Raw genomic sequence first — 17,695 nt, 5'->3', positions numbered from 1 at the left:
TAACTATTCAATTTTTTCAAAGACATAAGCTTTCTTTGGAAATGGATATTCTTTAAAAAACTGACGATTACGCCCGTGATCACCATTCCAAATCTTATCTAAATCTAAAACAAGGTTTTGCTCTTTATTGATCTTATAGTAAAGATTGACGTTCGCATTTTCACAACGAATCATGATTTCATTCAATTCTTTGTGCGCATGCCACTGAACCTGTTTACACATTTGTTCAATCTTAGTCATATCACGAGACGGATCTGAGCCTAAGCGACCAAAACTGGTATTGATCCAATACACCGAACCATCTTCTAAAAGATTGATAATATATTCTGCTTCTTTCTCATTACTCACACATCCAGCAAAAGGATCTGAGCATGGAATACGCGCATGATAACGCCCAGCATAGATCAAATCCTGCTGAGAGGGTTTTTCCATACGTTTAGATACAACATGCGGAATGGTTGCCTGACCTGCTACTTGAGTTAAAGCAACAACTTCACTGGAAACTGCTTGATCATCTACAAGCACAGTCGATACAGCCGCCTCAACAGGTTTAGGCTGGGTTTGACTGTGTGATATCGCTGGTTCAGGATGATGACCATCACACGCCGTCAAACCTAAAACCAATAAAGTTCCTACACTGAGGGGTTGTAAGAATAACCGAAACTGCATATTCATCATTCTCTAACATCAACATCGTTCATTTTATTCAAGACCTCTCCACCCCGTGTAAATCTTAAAGAACAGGATATACATTTACACATCTACAGAAGGAATAGAAATAAAGTAACGATGAGTCTGAAATCGCAGGTTGCTATCGCAAGATGCGTTAAGTCGGTGCATTTTAGGCGATAGTGTCGGTTTTTCCATCAATTCTTTACATACCGTAACTATTCTCTCGCTTACAGAAACTTTAAAAAAATGAATTTGACCCTATCTCTAATATAACAACAGCACATTATCTCAATTTTTTGATTTTTCCCTGTTGTTTCATTTATTTAAGGAGAAAAACTCGATGGCCAATTCTGGTTTATATCGCTCAAACCAACAAAGCATGATCGCTGGTGTAATGGGCGGTATTGCGGAACGTTTTGGTTGGAATGCGAATTTACTACGTTTAATCTTTGTGATTATTTCAATTATGAGCGCCGCTTTCCCAGGTATTTTGGTGTATTTAATCATGTGGTTAGTCATTCCAAAAAGACAGGCGAATCGAGTTGAGCACGTACAAGGTTACAACCAACCTGTCAAAACAGTGTATGAAGATCAAGGAATCAAACGTTAATCTTATTTTTTAGTTTGGTCGCTACGGTTGGATTTACCCCTATACAACCGTAGCTTTTTTTTGCTCAAAATACTGAAGATTGTTGTTTGATTTGCTGATGCAAAGCCGCAATCATATCAGCCCGACTAATAATTCCAATTAAACGCAGCTCTTCGACCACAGGAATATAATTAAAAGATTTTTCAACAAAATAAGGTACAAGATCTTGAATCGGTTGTAATGGATCAACTTTAACAACTCGACGACTCATAATCTGTTTCACATAATGTTGCCAAGAATTGCGCGGATCAGTGGCTCCTTTGAACCACTCAACAACTTCGTACAATGCTAGAGTTCCAACCAATTGCTCTTGATCATTCACAACTGGCAAACTCATTAAATTAACCGATTTAAACTTATCCAAAGCCTGATGAATATCGTCATTCTCATATAATTTGATTACATCACGGCTCATAATATCCTGACACACGAACGAATGATTTAATCGCTCATTCGCATGCTCTTGTGCTTCTAAAATGATTTTCTCTAAATCGTATTGGCTGATATCTAATAGTTCAGTGTGTTGCTCTAAGGCATATTCGATATCTTTGGGTTGAATCGATACTTTTTGAGTAGGTGTTGGGTCTTTGGAGCGTTCATTGAGATGAGGCATAGTCGGATAATTTCGCCCAATCAGTCGATTAAAAAACACTGCAAAAACAAGTAATAAAACTGAGTTGAGTAATACAGGGTAAAGGATAAAATGAAAGCCGAGCTTATGTACAGCTTCTCCACCCAAAACCGCAGTAATGGCTACAGCACCACTTGGTGGATGTAATGAATCTGTGGTCATCATCATAAAGATAGCCAATCCAACAGCCACACTAAATGCTGTGGTTAAATCAGGTAAAAGCTGGGTACATGCCACCCCAATAAATCCCGCTAAAGTATTACCAACCACCACATTCCAAGGCTGTGCTAATGGACTATTTGGAACTGCAAACAATAAAACTGAAGATGCACCCATCGGCGCGATATACCAGGCATTCATCCCGCCCAATACATACCAACTAATCAAAGAAGAAATCGCCAAACCACACAGTGCGCCAAAGCCTGAGAACAGACGTTCTTTCACTGGAAGAACTTTATAATTAGGTTTTAGTAAATTTATCCAGTCTAATTGGGTCAAGTTCACAATGCACCTTGCTGGTTGGATGTTTTGATTTTCGATCGAAGCAAGTATACGCGCAAAGCCAAATAAGGTGTATTCAAGTTACATCTTAAAGATATGAGATAATCTGATAATCTATTATTCAAGTAATTTTTACCAAATATTATAAATTAACCAATACCGATGATTGATCAATTCACTACTGTGCTAGAGAACTGTTTTGTATAAAACTGAGTTTTTAACACTGCTGCTGTGTGCATTAGCAGCATTACTACATGGTCTGAGTGGTTTCGGATTTCCGATGATCAGTACAGCAGCATTGTCTCTGTTTCACCCTCTACAGACTGCCATCGCGATGGTACTTATTCCTTGTATTATCATGAATCTAAGTGTGTTAGGGACGCATGAAAAAGCCCCGATCTCCCTATTATATTATGTAAAAAATTACTGGAGTCTTATCGGCAGTAGCCTGATTGGAAGTCTGTTTGGCGTCATGCTACTGCTTTATATTGATGAAAGTTATCTCAAGCTGTTGTTAGGGATGGTCATTTGGCTCTATGTATTAGATCAATTTAGATCGCAACCTTTGCACCTACGTCGCTCAATTAAAAACATGCTCATATTTGGGTTGCTTGCAGGTGTGATTGGAGGCGCAACCAATGCGATGGCTCCATTTTTGATGATGTATTTGTTAAGTACACAGCACAGTAAAAATGACATCGTGATGATTACCAACATTAGCTTTCTTGCCAGCAAATTAATCCAGCTCTCGATACTCTACCCAACGCTTTTGACCTTTGATCAGGCACAGATATATCTATTGTGTGCAATTACGATTTTTTCATTATTTTTTATTTATCTTGGTTCTAAGATCAGAATTCATATTTCTCAACAAAAATTCAAACGCCTTATTTTAGTCATTTTGACTGTACTCGGTACCAATGCACTGTGGCAGGGAATCAACATGATTTAAAAAGATTTTACATAGATGGCAGAACTTAATATTTACTTCTAGTTCTTTGAGACTTTATGGTTATTCAGTTGTATACGCTATCGCAACTAGAACAACTCAAATAAGGATATTTTATGAATGTTCCTCACCTCGAAACACCCACTAATGCCATGCCCAAAGGCTTAATCCGTGGCTGGGTGATTATTGCAATTGCAGCACTGCTGTCTTTCGGTTTATATGAAATTTTGCCTTATGACCAAAATGCCAATAAAGGTCTAAGTCTGTTGTTATTTATCGGTATTTTATGGCTGACTGAAGCCATTCACATCACCATCACGGCATTGCTAGTCCCTGTGCTCGCGGTTCTCGTCGGTATGCCGAGTGTGGGAGGAGATGGTGAGATTGAAGCCATTTCTACCACTAAAGCACTGAGTACTTTTGCTGATCCTACGATTTTCCTATTTTTTGGTGGTTTTGCCTTGGCAACTGCATTGCATGTGCAAAAACTAGATCGAAAAATTGCCATGTGGATTATTGCAATGTCTAGAGGGCATCTGGGAGTAGCTGTTTTAGCCATCTGTTTGGTCACAGCCGTTTTGTCGATGTGGATTTCAAATACTGCTACCGCGGCTATGATGCTTCCACTTGCATTGGGTTTGCTTTCACATTTTGATGCGCAAAAAGAACGTAAAACTTTCGTATTCATCCTCTTAGGTATTGCTTATTCAGCAAGTATTGGCGGCTTAGGTACTTTAGTTGGCTCTCCACCCAATGCGATTGCAGCGAAAGCATTAGGCTATGATTTTGCAGACTGGATGAAAGTCGGTTTGCCTATGATGCTCATCATTTTCCCTGCGATGTTATTTAGTTTGTATATCGTGCTCAGACCTAAACTTAATCATCGTGTGGAATTCAGAACAGAAACTATCCCTTGGAACCGTGATCGTATTCTAACCATGTTAGTTTTCGCTATCACTGCATTGGCATGGATTTTTGGTAAAAGCGTCAGCGAACAGTTTGGAATTACTCAACCTGATACATGGATTGCAGTACTCGCAGCCTGTATGGTCGTGATCTTAGGAATCGCCACTTGGAAAGATATTGCAGACAATACGGACTGGGGCGTATTAATGCTATTTGGTGGTGGCTTAACTTTAAGTGCCGTTTTAAAAGACTCTGGTTCTTCTTTGGTACTTGGGCAAACTCTGGCAAATGCATTTGGTGATGCCTCACCATTCCTAGTCATCGTGATTGTAGCTGCATTTATTATTTTCTTAACTGAATTTACCAGTAATACAGCCTCAGCTGCACTGCTGGTTCCAGTATTTGCAGCAATCGCTGATCAAATGGGAATTCCAAAAGAAATTCTTGTGGTTGTCATCGGAATTGGGGCTTCATGTGCGTTTATGCTCCCTGTCGCAACACCACCGAATGCGATTGTATTTGGTACTGGGCATATTCAACAAAGTGAAATGATGCGAATTGGCTTTATCCTCAATATTTTATGTATCGCACTGGTTTCAATATTTGTTTACTGGTTTTTCCTCTAAATACAAAAAAGCGCTACGGCGCTTTTTTATCGCTTTAAATAAGAGAGAAGATCAAACGTATTTTTCATTCAAATAACGCCAATAGCGTTTAGGCAAATATTGCACATGCAATTTCACATTCTGACGTTCTTTAATATTGATACTATTGAAATAATCTTTCCAAAGCTGATCATATAATTCTTCTTGTTCATCTAATTCTAATTGAAAGTTTTGACTGGCCCCATTTTCAATATTACGGTCAATCTGATGAGCATCTAAAGACACCTCATGAATCTCGTGTAAGTCATAATACAAACCATATTTGCGTTGTTCGTCATAAATGAGCCAACGTTGATCTTGATAACGACGCTTAAAATGCGGCTGTATTAAAGGCAGCACATTAAAATCAGGGCGAACCAAACTTAAAAACAATCCATCTGTGGTTTTCTTAAAACGCACAAATGCTTCCATACGATGCTTTTCGCGTCCCACCTTTTTCGTCCATTGTGAAATCGCTAAAACACTAGGATGCGAATAATTCTTCTCAACTGAATGTTGATGTCGAAAGACATAGATACAGTAATTAAATAAATGCTGATAGGCATCCAAAGATTCCGATAAATAGGAAAAATAAAATTGTTTCAAAGATGAATGCGACAATTTCTGCTGTAAGGCTGACCAAACACGTGCTGCATGTTGCTCATGATTTGGAATTTCAACCACCGTGGCAAATAAACCATGCTGTGCGCCTTTGTTTAAACACAATTGCACGTGGAATTCTTTAAATTGAAAAGCACGAAATACGCAGTTGAGTAAACCGATCATAGAGCCATCAAAATAGTAATAAACCACACCATCACTGAGCATGTTTAGAATCCTAAACTCAATTGTGGTGACAGTTGTTTCACGTACTTGGATGAACCCTGCGTTAATATTTGCTGACGAATATCAGTCGTAGAAAGTTCCTTTTGAAACCGTGGACTGTCTTCACAACGAATAAAAAACTTGGCACGTGAATACGCCACACCGAGTTGTTTCAGTAAATCAGTATGTATCTTGCCAAAACGACGCGCTTGCACGATTTTCTTGGCTGACTTTACGCCGATGCCTGGTACACGAAGGATCATACGATAGTCAGCACGATTTAAATCCACTGGAAACTGCTCAGGATGACGCAACGCCCAACTCAGTTTGGGGTCTACATCTAAATCAAGATGTGGGTGTTTTTCATTGACGATTTCATTGACTTCAAAACCATAAAAACGCATCAACCAATCACTTTGATAAAGACGATTTTCACGCAACAAAGGTGGTGCTGAACCGACAGCAGGAAGATAATTATTTTCTGTGTTGATTGGAATATAACCTGAGAAATACACCCGTTTGAGTTTAAATTCCTTGTAATGTCGATCTGCCATTACCAACACATCTTGATCGGTTTCTTGATGCGCGCCAACCACCATTTGCGTGGTCTGCCCTGCGGGTACATATTTTGGAACATGCTTAATAATTTGACGTTCATCTTTGAGTTGAATCAGTCGATCTCGCACTAGCCCCAAGTCTTTTTGTACTTCTTGATGTGATTTTTCAGGCGCAAACGCTTTTAATCCGATCTCAGTTGGCATTTCTAAATTGATGCTCATACGGTCAGCATAAAGCCCTGCTTCATGAATCAGTTCAGGCGATGCACCTGGAATGGTTTTAAGGTGAATATAGCCATTAAAATTTTCCTCTAGACGTAGTTTTTTCACCACTTGAAGCATCCGCTCCATCGTATAGTCTGCGGATTTAAAAATACCTGAGCTAAGGAATAATCCCTCTATATAATTACGACGATAAAAATTAATGGTCAGATCAACCACCTCTTGTACCGTAAATGCAGCACGTTTCACATCATTAGAACGGCGCGACACACAATAAGCACAATCAAAAATACAGACATTACTGAACAAGATTTTCAGTAAAGAAACACAACGCCCATCTTCGGTATAGCTATGGCAAATCCCTGCCCGACTGGCATCGCCTAAACCTTTGTCTTTATTTTTACGGTCACTACCACTGGAGGAACAGGACACATCATATTTAGCTGCGTCCGCAAGAATTTGTAATTTTTCACGAATGCGATCTGACATCTTTGCTCCACCATTTCAAACACTGGTCAGAAAACCTTAGCATAGGGTTTAAGCAGATATAAGGTAGGACAAGCTGTATTGCGTCATGGGGTGTCGTTTTAGTTTTAGTACATCACATGTGACTCAACGGAATTTTAATATGCTCATTTATTTCTTTTTAAATAGAGCCATCAGGATATAGCCCACAATAGCAATAATAAAAACCCAAAATAGGACAAAGACCACTATTCCACCTAAACCCATTTCCCGATGAGCATAGACAGAAGATGAACAAAGCAACAATACAGCCCAAAGCCAAATTTTTTTCATGCTACGTCCCCCCATTATTTTATTCTTTCATCACAATATCATACATGATCATCCTCCATGAAATACATCATGGTTCACGATCCTGACCAAAATGAAAAATCATCGAAGCTACGCTATAACCTTTGCCACTCTTCCCCAAAATCCTTATACTTGGGGGCAATTTTTCTCAAGAATAATGGATGCACCATGAGTCGTGCGATTTCGCATATTGATACCTTTCAGGGCTTAATTCTTGCCCTACAAAACTATTGGGCGGAGCAAGGCTGCGTCGTATTACAACCATATGATATGGAAATGGGTGCAGGGACATTCCACACTGCAACTTTCTTACGCGCATTAGGTCCAGAAACTTGGAACGCGGCTTATGTTCAACCTTCACGCCGTCCGAAAGATGGTCGTTATGGTGAGAACCCAAACCGCTTACAACACTATTATCAGTTCCAAGTGGTACTTAAGCCAAACCCAGACAATATCCAACAGCTTTATCTTGATTCGTTAAAAGCGATCGGCATCGATACACTGACTCACGATATTCGCTTCGTAGAAGACAACTGGGAATCTCCAACACTAGGCGCTTGGGGCTTAGGTTGGGAAGTTTGGTTAAATGGTATGGAAGTGACTCAGTTCACTTACTTCCAGCAAGTCGGTGGTGTTGAATGCTACCCTGTTACTGGTGAAATCACATACGGTTTAGAACGTCTTGCGATGTACCTTCAAGGTGTAGACTCAGTTTACGATCTTGTTTGGACCAAAGGTCAATTCGGTACAGTCACTTACGGTGATGTATTCCATCAAAATGAAGTGGAACAATCGACCTATAACTTCGAATATGCGCCAGTCGATAAATTATTTGAATTATTCGATTTCTATGAAGCTGAGGCAGCTCGTTTAATGGAAGCTGAACTTCCACTTCCTGCTTATGAGCAAGTGATTAAAGCATCGCATAGCTTTAACTTATTAGATGCGCGTGGTGCGATTTCTGTAACTGAGCGTCAACGTTATATTTTACGTGTTCGTACCTTAGCGCGTTCAATCGCTCAAAGTTATGTGGCTGCGCGTGCGAAACTCGGTTTCCCAATGGCAGAACCACATTTACGTGATGAAGTATTAGCGCAGTTAAAAGCACAAGTTGAGGCAGAAGCGGCACAAAATAAAGCCAATGCATAAATGGAAAAAAATCTGATTTAGGAAAATAAAATGCCAAGTGTTGTGATTGAAGTAAGACGTGAATACTCAACTGAACAAGAAATAGCAATCATTGATGCTGTTCAGTCTGCTTTAGTCCAACACTTTCACATTCCTGAAAAAGACAAACATATCCGTTTTTTCGCTCATTTACCGCATCGTTTTGCTTGTCCACCACATCAAGATCAACCTGAGTTTTATACTCAGATTAGTATTGATGCTTTTGCTGGACGTTCTGTGGATGCAAAGCGAAATCTTTATCAAGGCATTGTCAATAACCTTGAAGTGCTCGGCATTCCACCAAAATACGTGACGATTATTATTCGAGATATTCCCTTAGAAAATTGGGGTATCCGTGGCGGTCAAGCAGCGTGTGATGTTGCATTGGGATTTAAGGTAGATGTTTAGATCATCTTGCTTATGACAGATAAATATTTTTAGAAGACATTTGAAATGACACATACCGTACTATTTGAATTGGGCTGTGAAGAACTTCCACCCAAAAGCTTAAAAACTTTACGTGATGCTTTGAAAGCTGAAACGGAAAAAGGCTTAAAAGATGCAGGCTTAAATTTTGCTGCGATCGAAGCTTATGCTGCACCACCTCGTTTAGCGCTCAAAATTGTTGATATTGATGCTGCTCAAGCAGACACACAAAAACGTTTTGACGGCCCTGCTGTTCAAGCCGCTTATGATGCTGAAGGCAAACCAACTAAAGCACTTGAAGGCTTTATGCGTGGTCAAGGCATCACGGTTGATCAGCTTTCGACGTTCCAAGCAGGCAAAGTTGAAAAAGTTTGCTTTTTGAAAGATGTGAAAGGTCAAAGCCTTGATGCTTTACTGCCACAAATTTTACAAACTGCATTAGACAACTTACCTATCGCAAAACGTATGCGTTCAGCAGCAAGTCGTACTGAATTCGTACGTCCTGTGAAATGGGTTGTATTGCTAAAAGATGATCAAGTGGTTGAAGCAACCATTCAAGATCATAAAGCAGGTAATGTGACTTATGGTCACCGTTTCCATGCACCTGAAGCCGTGACTTTGACGCATGCAAATGACTACTTGGCAACTTTAGAAAAAGCGTACGTGGTTGCGAATTTCGAAAAGCGTCAAGCGACCATTCAAGCACAAGTCAAAACATTGGCAGATGAAGTCAATGCGACTGCAATTGTGCCAGCAGACTTGCTTGATGAAGTGACAAGTCTGGTTGAATGGCCTGTTGCTTTACGTGCAACTTTTGAAGAACGTTATTTAGCAGTTCCTCAAGAAGCATTGATTACCACGATGCAGGACAATCAAAAGTATTTCTGTTTGATCAATGCTGAAGGTAAATTACAGCCTTACTTTATTACTATTTCAAATATTGAGTCGAAAGATCCGATTCAAATTATTGAAGGCAATGAAAAAGTTGTACGCCCTCGTTTGTCGGATGCAGAATTCTTCTTCCTACAAGACCAAAAGCAACCGCTTGCGTCTCGTAAAGAAAAACTCGCGAATATGGTATTCCAAGCACAATTAGGTACGCTTTGGAATAAATCAGAACGTATTGCTAAATTAGCTGTAGCATTGTCACCGATTACAGGTGCAAATGCAGCCGATGCTGAAAAAGCAGCTTTACTGGCTAAATGTGATTTGACATCTGAACTTGTGGGTGAATTCCCTGAACTTCAAGGTATTGCAGGCACGTATTATGCTCGCCTTGAAGGTGAGAATCATGAAGTTGCTGAAGCTTTAGGTGAGCAATACTTACCTAAGTTTGCGGGTGATGTATTACCACAAACCAAGACAGGCACAACGATTGCGCTTGCAGATCGTTTAGATACGCTGGTTGGTATTTTTGGTATTGGTCAAGCACCAACAGGTTCGAAAGACCCATTTGCATTACGTCGTTCTGCTATCGGTATCTTACGTTTGATCATTGAAAATGAACTTGATGTCACGATTGAAGAACTGGTTAACTTCGCGCTTCAAGGCTATGGCGATGTAGTTAAAGATCATGACAATACCCGTGCGGATGCCGTTGCATTCCTTGAAGGTCGTTACCGTGCTAAATATGAAGATCAAGGCGTTGCGGTTGATGTGATTCAAGCGGTACAAGCACTTGCTCCAAAATCTCCTCTTGATTTTGACAAGCGTGTAACTGCGGTCAATCATTTCCGTACTTTGCCAGAAGCTGCTGCATTAGCTGCGGCGAATAAACGTGTTGCGAATATTCTTGCCAAAGAAGCAACGCCTGAAGGTGCTGTAGTTGAAACCAATCTAGTTGAAGCTGCTGAAAAAGCACTTTATGCAGAACTTCAAGCATTAACGCCTGTGGTTCAGCCTTTACTTGCTGCTCGTAACTACACAGAAGCATTGTCTAAGCTTGCTGCACTTCGCGCGCCAATTGATGCCTTCTTTGAAGGTGTAATGGTTATGGCAGACGACGCTGAATTAAAAGCCAACCGTTTACGTTTATTGGCTCAATTACGTGATTTATTCACAGCAATTGCAGATGTAAGTGTATTGCAGGGTTAAGTATTTATAATTCTTGATCTTTTAAATAAACCCACTATCAATAGTGGGTTTATTTTAAATTTAAGACTTTCACATTCACTTTATCGCCTATATCTAGCAATTTCGATCCAATCATGTAAATCTTATAAATAAAAGAATAATAGTGATTAGACATTTAACAAAAGTAATTTTTTAGGATTTGATCAATCACAGAATTATAAAAAAGGGGACGTTATGAACTGGACTATAAACCGATACGTTACATTGCCAGTTTTAATTTTCGGACTGGCTTTTAGTCACAAGGCTGTCAGTGGTGAATCGTTGTCATCTCCACCTTTAAATGCAATTCAGCTAAAAGAAAACGAAGTCATCGCCAAGACCCAAAATGGGTGCGGTGTGATTCAGACTGTAATCTATCCAAAATATAAACAAGCAAATCTGGATTCAATGAGTCGAAACTTTTGGGATGGTCTTTGTGTAGATGGCATGGCTCTAGGGCCTGGTAAAATGCATTATAAAATTCAGAATAATGAAGAAATTGGCTTTGCAGAAGCGTGGTATTTATATGGCAGACTTATTGGACGAACGAAATCAAACTGGTATGCAGGAAATGATTATCAAGGAGGTCAGACTGAGAGTTTTACTTGGCTGAATGAATCTTATACGCGAAGTATGAATATTAAAAACCCCTATGAGCCAGATGAAAAAAAACAAGGATTTTCTATAGGTTATACGCCTCAAGACCACAAAAAACGGGTTTATTTTGGTATGCAGCCTTCCTGTTATCATGCTGAAAAAAAGTCTACAAGTCCTTGTATTGCTGTAATGCGTCATTTTGATACGGATAATTATGAAGATGGTACAACTCGTCACTTTTGTAAGTTGGGCAACTGTGTAGCAAAGTGGAAAGAACTCACCGATGGCTTAGTTAGTCAATATGATGAGTTCGAACGCATGCATACGGCTGAAGTAGAAGCGCTAAAAAAATCCCTTGAACCCGTCTTAGCTAAAGCCAGAGCTGAAAAACAAAAAGCGGATGCTGAAGCGGCGTTCATAGCACAAGAAAACAAGCGAAAAGCACAGATGATGCAACGTCAACAGCAACTCAGTCAGGCCAATCAAGCCAAAACCCCTGTTGCCAGTCCAGCATTAGAAGAACTCATTAGAAAAACACTAAAAGGGAGTTAATACAATGATAAAACAGAATATTCTACATACTTTAACGCTTTCATTTCTCATGATGACACCACCTGTATATGCAGAAACGACCAAAGAAATGATCGCAAGATTGGCAGAGTCTGGGCGTAAAAGTAATAAGTGGACTTCCGCTGCCGATTGTAAAGCGGAACAAGAGGTGGTCCGCCAATTCCGTTATCCAGGCACATCAAGAGGCTGTGAAGACGGTACTGGAAGAGATACGGAGCAATCCATCAGTGCAGCACTAGATCACCCTTGGGCATATCGATATGGCGGCAAAGTTAAGGGTGAAGTGAAGTCAAGTAGCGAGTTAAAGCAACAAGCACTTGAGTTTCTCAATGAAGCTGACAAGGAAGAAAACAAACATTTAAAACAAACATTTACATATAGACCAGCTAACCAATGTGATGCTGCCCTTCATAGATTAACAGCCTGTGCCTATCAAGTTGCTGCTGCCAGAAGAGACGGGATTACACCAGTGACTCCAGAGGTAGCAAAAGCAAAATTGGTTACGCAATGCGCTCCAGCTGCGTTAGAAAAAGCAAATCGTGGTTTGCAACAAATTGACCAACGTATCGCAGATTACCTCAATTCGCCTAGTGGAAAACAAATCACACAACCAACACCCCATTTACAGATTGTAATGTGGGGCACCAGTGAACAAGCCAAAATTATGAAGCAGCATTGTCCTGATGCAGATGCATTTAAGCAAGAAATAGCGGATCGGATGGCCTCATATGAATCTGCTCTGAGGGCATGTCGCCAAATTCAATCTAACCCAAACATCTGTGGGCCTGTTGCTCCACCCTGAAGAATAATGGGCTGTTGCTTATTCAGGACCTAAACAACCTCCGATTAAATTTTTAACGATAGCATTAATGATGCTTGTAAGTACTTTCGCAAAATTGATATGACCCTTTCATGCCATTGCTCAATTTGCAGATTGCAGTTTTTCTACATTCATCTATTCAATAAGAGCTTAATATATTGAAATGAAATATACCTGCTTAAAGGATACAAAGGATAATGAAAAAAGTACCTGCACTGTGTTTAACGACTGCACTGATCGCATCGTCTTCTCTTTGGGCAGCCGAAAGTACAACAGCCGCAAATACAAATACTGCAACGGCTGAAAAAACACTTCCTTATGGTGACAACCCGAGCCTAGGTCGTGTCTTGTTGTATAAAACAGGTAAAGGGCTACAAAACTTAGGTGATTCAATTCAAGGAGCATCTGAAAACACCTCACAAAAAATGAGTGAAAAGTGGAAAACCACAAAAGAATACACGGCTGAACAATCCGTCATTGTTCAGGAACAAACCGAAAAAGCCAAACATTATACTGCTAAAAAATGGCAAGACACCAAAGATGCCGTGATTGGAACCAATGATGGAAATATTCCTATTGAACGTGCTGAACTGAGCCAACCCTCATCAAATTAATACGATTGAACAAAATTTATAGGAATGAATGAAACAATGACAGTTATGCCTTTTAAAACCATTTTGCTTTGTTTAGTCAGTAGTATTGGCTTTACCGCGTGTTCAACGCTCTCTTCTCAAGCCGAGCAGCCTTTACAACAACTGCAACTGGTTCAGAACATTGATGCCCTACCCGATACCAAGACCAATGCCGCATCCTTAAATAAATACAAGAATCATTGTATGATCCAGTTTACAGGTTATTTTGATGGTGGGCAGAGTACGGAATCATGGGAATTTAAAGGCAATCAGTTAAGTCGGGCTTTTTCTGAGACCTATCAATATGTGCCGAATCGTTTACTCAATGCGACCACTGAAAAACCTGTATTAGATCAGAAAACCCGAAAAACCACAGTATTTGACATTCAGAAACCTGAGGTAAAACATAACTTTGACAAGTTAAAAAGCTACTTTAACCAAACCGTTTTGGACCAATGTGGCTAAGTTTGCCATCTCCACAATTTCTATCCAAAGTGTTTTTAAGCTGTAATCTAGTTGTAAAGTTTTGCTGAAATCCATAGCTTTCTCTCATTTGCTCGATATGATTCATTTGCGTTCATGAAGTGCCCCAACATGGCACATCTTTAAAGGAAATCGCAATGAAGAAAATGATCAAAACAGCTATCGTGACAACAACTATTCTCGCTTCTGCTTCTGTTTTTGCACAAAATGTAGGGGTAAATGCGAATGGATCTGCTCAAGTTAATGTTCAATCTGGTGGATTGGTAAAAGGCATTACAGGTGCAGTTGCTAACACAGCACAAGGCGTTGGTCATGCAGCACAACATGTTGGTCATGCGGCCGTCAACACAGGTGTGAATGCATCTCAGAAAACTGTCGGTACTGCTGCAAATATAGGATCAAAAGTGATTCATACTACGGGTACTGCCGTGAAAAATACGAAAGATTATGCTGTAGAGAAAGCCGTAGATGGTCGAACATTTGCTGCTGACAAAACGGCGGATGTGAAAAAACGTATTGCGGACAAGCAAGCAGCTTCTAAGGCGCTAAGCTTAGAAGCTCAAACCAATGCAAAAGCGCAGCTGAATAATAAAACAGCAGCGGTAGATGCCAAAACAGGCTTAAATGCAGATAAGAAAAATCTGCAAGCAGGCACTAACGTGGGTGTAAAAGTTTTAGGTGTAAATGCCAATGTAAACACCAATGCTAAAGTCGGCATTAATTAATTACTTAATACCCATCTAATAAATAAAAGCCCTTAGCAATGTAAGGGCTTTTTTTGTTTAACAGAGTTGTAATCGACTCTGCTCAGCAGAATGACTCTCAATAAAATGCGTCAGACCATCATCTTCACAACTTAAAGTCAGTTGCTTATAACTAAGATTATAAAAATCTGGATATTGTTTAAATATCAGTGGTGATTGATCTAAAGGTAAAGCATCACCAAACTTGATCAGTTTATGAATCCCCCGATCATTCATGGTCAAGAAATAATATTCATCGTTTAAATTTAACTCAACTAGTGCATTCGGCTTTAAGTGCAAAGGCACAAGGTATTGTGAATTTTCCTGAATATGTTCTGCACTATAGCTTTCAAGTTTTAAACTAACCAAGTTAAAAACCAAGAATTGGTTTTGTGGGGTACAGACGTTGGTAGCTGCTGTTTGAATTTGTTGAACAAAATGTGCATGCGCACCTAATTTATGTAAATTCTGCTCAGTTCCCTGTCGCAATTTAAACAACTGTTGAACGAGTTTTTGTTTCATTACAGCATCAAAATATCGTTCATCAAGTGCAAAGTCATTGTTTTCTAAAATCTTTAACAATGCTTGTTGATGCTTCGATAAGGCGGCATCCAAAACATGACGATAGTAGAACTTACTTTGTTTTTTCACTTCACGCACACGGCGATAAAAATACGTCAGCTCAAACGGCTTTTCTACAAAATCATGTAACAGTTGCGAGCTTGCCAATACCGAAAGTGCTTCATGTGCTGTAAAGGGCAAATGAATAACATCCATCTGTGGCAACAAAGGTTTTATTTTTAAGAAATGCTCTTTATCTTCAGCAAAATAGGGATCATAGACAAGAATATACTCCCGAGATGCGTCGACCTCATCCGCCTGAATCTGCATATTTTGATGAATAGATGCATCAAAAAATTCTGCATAACGACGATCTTCAACAACTTCTGGATCAATCGAAAATTGTGGAACAAATGCCACAATTTTTTGCATATTCAACAAGTTTGAGTATTTTATTGCGGCATAGCCACCCATTGAACCGCCATAGCCCACTCGCTTTTCAAACTGTTCAAGAATCGGCTGAATCTGTTGTTGCATCTGCAACATGCTGGTTTTAGGAAACCATGTTTTTAATTTCGGCATTATGCCGATGACATTGTATTCATATTTAATTAATGATTTTTCAGCATTGATGGACATTCCTTTGGCTCGACTAATCAAATCGCCAAAAGAAACCACTAATGTGTCGCTTGAACCTTTCAAAAAAATAACGCGAATATGTTCATCTTCAAATATTATTTGCTTATCCATGCTCACACTGAAAAGTTGATCCTAGGTTGGTATCAAAAAGTCACCAAATCATGACTTTGCCAAACCCAAATTGCGGAGTATCTTATTTTATAGAGATAGAACAGATTAAAAAGCGCAAAAAATGACACAATCCCTGCATCCTTCGGCGCAAAAAGGCTTCAGTCTAGGTGCTGAACTTTACCAACAGGTTCGTCCCAATTATCCACAAGAAATAGTGGTTTGGCTGCAAGATCGTCTCAAAATAGGTGAAAGTTCAACTGTTATAGACCTAGGTTCTGGGACTGGCAAATTCTTACCTTACCTGATTCAAACAGGTGCCAAAGTGCTGGCTGTTGAGCCTGTAAATGAAATGTTAAAGCAGCTCCAACAAAGCTACCCTGATATTGAGTGCTTTCAATCATCAGCGGAGTCACTCCCCTTCAAAAATGCTTCTATTGATCGTGTTGTTTGTGCGCAATCATTTCATTGGTTTGCAAATCAACTCAGCCTTTCTGATATCCATCGAGTCCTCAAACCATCAGGTCATCTAGGATTAATTTGGAATCAAAGAGACATCAATGTTGACTGGGTTCAAGCTTTAGCAGATGAAATAGCGCCTTTTGAAGGAGATACTCCACGTTATCATAGTGGTCGCTGGAAAGAAGTTTTCGATGATCAGGATTTATTCAAATTAAATAGTTTGCAGACCTTTCAACTGATACATTCTGGTACGGTAGAACAGGTAGTCAGCAAACGCTTATTGTCCACCAGTTTTATTGCAGCAATGCCCTATCCTGAACAACAACAGTTCAAAGCGAAATTTGAACAAATTGTATTTGATTTTACGGGACGATCTCCGCAAGATCAGATAGATTTCCCTTATATCACCTATGCCTATCACTTTCAGAAAATATCAAATTAATCAGGGATGAATATCTCCATGCCAACAGTTAAAACCACTTATGTCCTTGCAGCATTGTTTAGTTCAGTCCTTTTTCTCACAGGCTGTAACAAAGACAAAGAACCCACAGCAGCAACTGAAAATCAAACCAGCTCTAGTCAAGATGCGATTGGTCAATTGAATCAGACACCGATCAAGCAATTTCCTGCAACTGCAGATGATGCGCATGATATTGCTGTTTTGGATGACTATGATCGTCGCTTTACTGAGATGACGGATAGCATGGAAATCGAACTTGCCAAAATGAAGCAAGAAAATACGTTGACACCAGAGTTTGAAGCACAACGCCAAAAAGACAATGTGAACTCTGCACTCACAATGCTTAAAGATTTAGATCTAAAAACTGAACAAGGACGCTATATTCAAGGTTTGTTATATGATTATTGGGAAAGCCAAGCAAAGGCGCTACAAAATGCGACAGACACCAATCAGCAAGTTAATCAGTTAAATGAATATTTACATGCACAAAGTCAACTCCATCATTGGCGAAGTGCTCAAGCTACAGAAAATAAAAGCAATTAA

Annotated in this window: 19 protein-coding genes; 13 read left to right on the top strand and 6 right to left on the bottom strand. The window is 39.6% G+C overall.

Annotation, left to right across the window (positions count from 1 at the left end; all coding sequences use genetic code 11):
• Positions 1–3 precede the first annotated feature (3 nt).
• Positions 4–669, bottom strand: coding sequence for a hypothetical protein (locus IRT38_RS04920; RefSeq protein WP_194597096.1), 666 nt, complete (start codon positions 667–669; stop codon positions 4–6).
• A 343-nt stretch (positions 670–1,012) separates the two neighbouring features.
• Here IRT38_RS04920 and IRT38_RS04915 point away from each other — a divergent pair, with 343 nt between their 5' ends.
• Complete coding sequence (locus IRT38_RS04915; RefSeq protein ID WP_004760601.1) at positions 1,013–1,282, top strand: PspC domain-containing protein; 270 nt, start codon at positions 1,013–1,015, stop codon at positions 1,280–1,282.
• A gap of 64 nt (positions 1,283–1,346) precedes the next feature.
• Here IRT38_RS04915 and IRT38_RS04910 read toward each other — a convergent pair whose 3' ends face one another.
• Positions 1,347–2,456 (bottom strand): HPP family protein, encoded by a 1,110-nt coding sequence (locus IRT38_RS04910; RefSeq protein WP_039047486.1) that lies wholly within the window; start codon positions 2,454–2,456, stop codon positions 1,347–1,349.
• Positions 2,457–2,652: 196 nt separating this feature from the next.
• Between IRT38_RS04910 and IRT38_RS04905 the strand changes: the two genes are divergently transcribed.
• Both IRT38_RS04905 and IRT38_RS04900 read left to right on the top strand, forming a co-directional pair.
• Positions 2,653–3,405 (top strand): sulfite exporter TauE/SafE family protein, encoded by a 753-nt coding sequence (locus IRT38_RS04905; RefSeq protein ID WP_112986993.1) that lies wholly within the window; start codon positions 2,653–2,655, stop codon positions 3,403–3,405.
• A gap of 113 nt (positions 3,406–3,518) precedes the next feature.
• A complete protein-coding gene (locus tag IRT38_RS04900; RefSeq protein ID WP_004909459.1) occupies positions 3,519–4,934 on the top strand; it encodes an SLC13 family permease in 1,416 nt (471 codons plus the stop codon).
• Between the two features lie 51 nt (positions 4,935–4,985).
• Here IRT38_RS04900 and IRT38_RS04895 read toward each other — a convergent pair whose 3' ends face one another.
• From IRT38_RS04895 to IRT38_RS04885, 3 genes are all read right to left on the bottom strand, one after another.
• Positions 4,986–5,780: a TIGR03915 family putative DNA repair protein gene (locus tag IRT38_RS04895; RefSeq protein ID WP_194597095.1), complete on the bottom strand. Its 795-nt coding sequence runs from the start codon at positions 5,778–5,780 to the stop codon at positions 4,986–4,988.
• A 2-nt stretch (positions 5,781–5,782) separates the two neighbouring features.
• Positions 5,783–7,045: a putative DNA modification/repair radical SAM protein gene (locus IRT38_RS04890; protein WP_004951705.1), complete on the bottom strand. Its 1,263-nt coding sequence runs from the start codon at positions 7,043–7,045 to the stop codon at positions 5,783–5,785.
• A 147-nt stretch (positions 7,046–7,192) separates the two neighbouring features.
• Positions 7,193–7,354 carry a hypothetical protein gene (locus IRT38_RS04885; protein WP_004909464.1) on the bottom strand — a complete coding sequence of 54 codons (162 nt, stop codon included), beginning with the start codon at positions 7,352–7,354 and terminating at the stop codon, positions 7,193–7,195.
• A gap of 186 nt (positions 7,355–7,540) precedes the next feature.
• Here IRT38_RS04885 and glyQ point away from each other — a divergent pair, with 186 nt between their 5' ends.
• From glyQ to IRT38_RS04845, 8 genes are all read left to right on the top strand, one after another.
• Positions 7,541–8,521 carry a glycine--tRNA ligase subunit alpha gene (glyQ, locus tag IRT38_RS04880; protein ID WP_005403278.1) on the top strand — a complete coding sequence of 327 codons (981 nt, stop codon included), beginning with the start codon at positions 7,541–7,543 and terminating at the stop codon, positions 8,519–8,521.
• Positions 8,522–8,551: 30 nt separating this feature from the next.
• Positions 8,552–8,947, top strand: coding sequence for a tautomerase family protein (locus IRT38_RS04875; RefSeq protein ID WP_004678669.1), 396 nt, complete (start codon positions 8,552–8,554; stop codon positions 8,945–8,947).
• A 45-nt stretch (positions 8,948–8,992) separates the two neighbouring features.
• Positions 8,993–11,059, top strand: a complete 2,067-nt coding sequence (glyS, locus tag IRT38_RS04870) for a glycine--tRNA ligase subunit beta (RefSeq protein ID WP_194597094.1) — start codon at positions 8,993–8,995, stop codon at positions 11,057–11,059.
• Positions 11,060–11,272: 213 nt separating this feature from the next.
• On the top strand, positions 11,273–12,226 hold the full coding sequence (locus IRT38_RS04865) for a hypothetical protein (protein ID WP_194597093.1): 954 nt from the start codon (positions 11,273–11,275) through the stop codon (positions 12,224–12,226).
• A gap of 4 nt (positions 12,227–12,230) precedes the next feature.
• Entirely contained in the window at positions 12,231–13,046 is an 816-nt protein-coding gene (locus tag IRT38_RS04860; protein ID WP_194597092.1) for a hypothetical protein, read from the top strand.
• A gap of 215 nt (positions 13,047–13,261) precedes the next feature.
• The gene (locus tag IRT38_RS04855; protein WP_194597091.1) at positions 13,262–13,678 is read left to right on the top strand and encodes a hypothetical protein; all 417 of its coding nucleotides are present in this window, start codon (positions 13,262–13,264) and stop codon (positions 13,676–13,678) included.
• Between the two features lie 36 nt (positions 13,679–13,714).
• Positions 13,715–14,161 carry a hypothetical protein gene (locus IRT38_RS04850; RefSeq protein WP_194597090.1) on the top strand — a complete coding sequence of 149 codons (447 nt, stop codon included), beginning with the start codon at positions 13,715–13,717 and terminating at the stop codon, positions 14,159–14,161.
• 155 nt (positions 14,162–14,316) lie between these two features.
• On the top strand, positions 14,317–14,904 hold the full coding sequence (locus tag IRT38_RS04845) for a hypothetical protein (RefSeq protein WP_004909486.1): 588 nt from the start codon (positions 14,317–14,319) through the stop codon (positions 14,902–14,904).
• Positions 14,905–14,961: 57 nt separating this feature from the next.
• Here IRT38_RS04845 and IRT38_RS04840 read toward each other — a convergent pair whose 3' ends face one another.
• Positions 14,962–16,233, bottom strand: a complete 1,272-nt coding sequence (locus tag IRT38_RS04840; protein WP_194597089.1) for a hypothetical protein — start codon at positions 16,231–16,233, stop codon at positions 14,962–14,964.
• A gap of 121 nt (positions 16,234–16,354) precedes the next feature.
• Between IRT38_RS04840 and IRT38_RS04835 the strand changes: the two genes are divergently transcribed.
• Positions 16,355–17,134, top strand: a complete 780-nt coding sequence (locus tag IRT38_RS04835; RefSeq protein ID WP_194597088.1) for a class I SAM-dependent methyltransferase — start codon at positions 16,355–16,357, stop codon at positions 17,132–17,134.
• A gap of 18 nt (positions 17,135–17,152) precedes the next feature.
• A complete protein-coding gene (locus IRT38_RS04830) occupies positions 17,153–17,695 on the top strand; it encodes a hypothetical protein (RefSeq protein ID WP_194597087.1) in 543 nt (180 codons plus the stop codon).

Origin of the sequence: Acinetobacter sp. SK-43 (assembly GCF_015351505.1) — a bacterium.
Classification (GTDB): domain Bacteria; phylum Pseudomonadota; class Gammaproteobacteria; order Pseudomonadales; family Moraxellaceae; genus Acinetobacter; species Acinetobacter junii.
The sequence above is the reverse complement of the archived record's forward strand: the minus strand, read 5'-3'. Positions and strand labels throughout refer to the sequence as shown.

Coding starts and splice junctions, on each gene's coding strand:
- IRT38_RS04920 (WP_194597096.1), bottom strand. CDS start 669: ATGCAGTTTCGGTTATTCTTACAACCCCTCAGTGTAGGAACTTTATTG.
- IRT38_RS04915 (WP_004760601.1), top strand. CDS start 1,013: ATGGCCAATTCTGGTTTATATCGCTCAAACCAACAAAGCATGATCGCT.
- IRT38_RS04900 (WP_004909459.1), top strand. CDS start 3,519: ATGAATGTTCCTCACCTCGAAACACCCACTAATGCCATGCCCAAAGGC.
- IRT38_RS04895 (WP_194597095.1), bottom strand. CDS start 5,780: ATGCTCAGTGATGGTGTGGTTTATTACTATTTTGATGGCTCTATGATC.
- IRT38_RS04890 (WP_004951705.1), bottom strand. CDS start 7,045: ATGTCAGATCGCATTCGTGAAAAATTACAAATTCTTGCGGACGCAGCT.
- IRT38_RS04885 (WP_004909464.1), bottom strand. CDS start 7,354: ATGAAAAAAATTTGGCTTTGGGCTGTATTGTTGCTTTGTTCATCTTCT.
- glyQ (WP_005403278.1), top strand. CDS start 7,541: ATGAGTCGTGCGATTTCGCATATTGATACCTTTCAGGGCTTAATTCTT.
- IRT38_RS04875 (WP_004678669.1), top strand. CDS start 8,552: ATGCCAAGTGTTGTGATTGAAGTAAGACGTGAATACTCAACTGAACAA.
- glyS (WP_194597094.1), top strand. CDS start 8,993: ATGACACATACCGTACTATTTGAATTGGGCTGTGAAGAACTTCCACCC.
- IRT38_RS04865 (WP_194597093.1), top strand. CDS start 11,273: ATGAACTGGACTATAAACCGATACGTTACATTGCCAGTTTTAATTTTC.
- IRT38_RS04860 (WP_194597092.1), top strand. CDS start 12,231: ATGATAAAACAGAATATTCTACATACTTTAACGCTTTCATTTCTCATG.
- IRT38_RS04855 (WP_194597091.1), top strand. CDS start 13,262: ATGAAAAAAGTACCTGCACTGTGTTTAACGACTGCACTGATCGCATCG.
- IRT38_RS04850 (WP_194597090.1), top strand. CDS start 13,715: ATGACAGTTATGCCTTTTAAAACCATTTTGCTTTGTTTAGTCAGTAGT.
- IRT38_RS04845 (WP_004909486.1), top strand. CDS start 14,317: ATGAAGAAAATGATCAAAACAGCTATCGTGACAACAACTATTCTCGCT.
- IRT38_RS04840 (WP_194597089.1), bottom strand. CDS start 16,233: ATGGATAAGCAAATAATATTTGAAGATGAACATATTCGCGTTATTTTT.
- IRT38_RS04835 (WP_194597088.1), top strand. CDS start 16,355: ATGACACAATCCCTGCATCCTTCGGCGCAAAAAGGCTTCAGTCTAGGT.
- IRT38_RS04830 (WP_194597087.1), top strand. CDS start 17,153: ATGCCAACAGTTAAAACCACTTATGTCCTTGCAGCATTGTTTAGTTCA.